The organism is Ventosimonas gracilis, from assembly GCF_001580025.1.
Classification (GTDB): Bacteria; Pseudomonadota; Gammaproteobacteria; order Pseudomonadales; family Pseudomonadaceae; genus Ventosimonas; species Ventosimonas gracilis.
Map to the genome: position 1 here is coordinate 1 of NZ_LSZO01000213.1, position 2,615 is coordinate 2,615.

Consider the following 2,615-nt stretch of genomic DNA (forward strand, 5'->3'; position numbering starts at 1 on the left):
GCGGCGCTGCCGCTGCCTGCGCTGCCGCTGCTAGCGCTGCTGTTCGCTTGGGTTGCCGATAGTGCAGCAAGAGCAGCAGGGGCAGTAGCAGGGGTAGTAGATAGTGAAGGCTGGTTAGATAGTGGATGCCGATGGCTATTGCTAGCCGCCGCTTTTGCTTTCTGCAAGCGAGGTGTGAAGGTTTGCAGGCCAGTGCTGCTAGTAGTGCTCGCAACGTATGCAAAGTGCGCGGTTTTTTTGTCCGCAGTGATTTTTGTGGTGACTTTTTTTGAATTCTGCAACACTTTTTTCATTTTTTCGCACTCTTTTCTATATATATAAGGAATAAGTATGAATGCGTAAATGCCCAGAGCTAGAGGAGGCAAATAGCGGAACACAAATCACCTAGGGGTTGTCGGGACAAAAATACCCGACAACCACCCAGTGATTTGCCGCTTAGCCTCCAACTGCTCAAGGCCATGCCCGTCGCCGTCGTCGTCTTTTTGCGGAGTAGGCCGGTTTAGCGCCTGCACTACTGGAAGGATTACGCGCCGCCAAAGCGCCCCACCTAGCCGTTCCTTCCCACTGCTAATGGAGGGCTGGGGGCAAACCTGCTGCCCCCTTCTTGCGACTCCACTAGCAGCCACTCATCTGGCTTGCCCTTTCGATGGTCCCCCGTAAGGCTCTCGGTACGGTTACGGCGGCTTTTCGATGTCATGCGGTCTGGCCGTACCAAAGGCAGCTTGCGCCTGCCAATCGTGTTGCTGCCTTAAGACGTGCTCGCTTGCTGTGTGCTGCTCGGAGAAGCACAAGACCTTTTTACGGGTCATCCCCTATCTGGCTAAGGGGCAACGGCGCTACAGCGTTTTAAAGCGTCTTGAAGCGTATTACTGCTCTAGAGGCGTGTGTGCTGCTCGGAGAAGCACAAGGTTCCCTTAACTGGCCTAAGGGCACGCCGCTACAGCGTCTTTAAAGCGTCTTTACCAATAGCGCCCATCGGGAGCCATTGGGAAAAGCGCCTTGCGCGGGGTTAAAGTTAACCCCACTTGGCCTTGGCATAATCATTCGCGCGACCAAAACGGCGGGAGGTGGATTTAACGCTCGCAATCGGCACCACCTTTTCTTGCGGCTGCCAATCCTCGGGTAAATCCGCGAAACACGAATAAGCGCCGCGCCAAGCGACATGCACCGTACCGGTTTCAATATTGCGCCCCTTATTCACAATCAGTTCTGCCGTGCCTTTATTCGGGCTATCCTCGTGATACATCTCGTCACGGTAAATAAACACAATAACATCCGCATCCTGCTCAATACTACCGCTATCCCTTAAATCGGCGGCGATAGGTCTTTTATCCGCGCGGCTCTCATTATTGCGCGAAAGCTGGCTTAGCAATACCACCGGCACATTAAGCGATTTCGCAAGCAACTTGGCGGCGCGACTGATTTTACTGGTGCGGTCATAACTGCTATCCCTTGGATTATCGCCGCCCAGTAGCTGCAAATAATCAATCACCAGCAAATCCAGCCCGTATTGGTATTGATGCTTTCGCGCAATCGCGCCGATCTTGGCAAGCGACATATCCGCCGAATCGTATAGTTTGAGCGGCGCATCAAAGACCGTTTTTACGGTTTGCAAAACGTTGTCGTATTGCAGCACCTCGGCGGATTTAATCGCCTGCAACAAATAATTGCCGTGGCTCGCCACCAAACGATCCGTAATTTCCGTCTTGCCCATCTCAAGCGAGAAAAACAACACCTGTTTATTTTGATGAATCGCGGCATGCTGCGCGATATTAAGCGCCAAGGCTGTTTTGCCCGCGCCTGGTCTTGCGCCCAACACCACAAGCTGCCCAGGCTTTAACCCCTTAAGCTTATGATCCAGCGCCGTTAAACCGGTCGCAAGGCCATCAATCTGCCCGTCCAGCTCAAGACGGCGCTCAAGCTCATCGATATAATCCGCCTGCGCCGAAGCGCCATCCTGCGAGTGCTCGTACATAGCGGACTGCTGCACCGCCTGAATCAGCGCAATCGCCTGATCGGCTTTCTCGCTGGCCGAACGCTCGGAATCGTTAAGAATCATCTCCTGAATATCCCTGGTCGCCCCCATTAATCGGCGCAGCGTCGCACGCTCCTGAATAATCCGCACATAAAAATCAAGATTAGCCAGACTGCAAAAGCTATCGTGCAAATTAAACAAATACGGCAGCGCGTTAACATTAAACTGCTGCTCATACTCCATAGCCGTTGCCACCACCTCCACCGGCTCATCCCTATCGGCGAGTCGCTTCATACAAAAAAACGCGTTGCGGTTTTCGGCATAAAAGAAATCGTCCGGCGTCAACTCAAGAAACACCGTTTTAGCGTGCTCGGGCGCGGCCAAAATCGCCGTCAACACAAACTGCTCGGCCTCCTGGCTATATAACTGGCGTCTCATGCGCCTGCTCCCGATAAATAATGCCCCTCATAAACCTTCACGAAATTATCGGGGTCAATCAACCAATCAAAAGTCAATCGCCAATCGAGCGCATTTTCACCGCGCCCCATCAAAAAATCAGACTCGCGGATACTGTTAAACAAATACTCCCAAAACTCGCGCGACCGGGCTTGCTCATTACCGTCCCAAATCGTCGCCAGCA

The 2,615-nt window shown here is 52.9% G+C and carries 2 protein-coding genes and 1 pseudogene; all 3 read right to left on the bottom strand.

Going from position 1 to position 2,615, the window contains the following annotated elements; all coding sequences use genetic code 11:
- Nucleotides 1-293: hypothetical protein (locus tag AXE65_RS14080; RefSeq protein ID WP_204376566.1), on the bottom strand; the 293-nt coding region annotated here is incomplete at its 3' end.
- A 722-nt stretch (nucleotides 294-1,015) separates the two neighbouring features.
- Nucleotides 1,016-2,413: a replicative DNA helicase gene (locus tag AXE65_RS12225; protein WP_068392960.1), complete on the bottom strand. Its 1,398-nt coding sequence runs from the start codon at nucleotides 2,411-2,413 to the stop codon at nucleotides 1,016-1,018.
- Nucleotides 2,410-2,615 (bottom strand): annotated as a pseudogene (locus AXE65_RS13920) (replication protein); the annotation flags it as partial. The gene AXE65_RS12225 and the pseudogene AXE65_RS13920, both read right to left, overlap by 4 nt.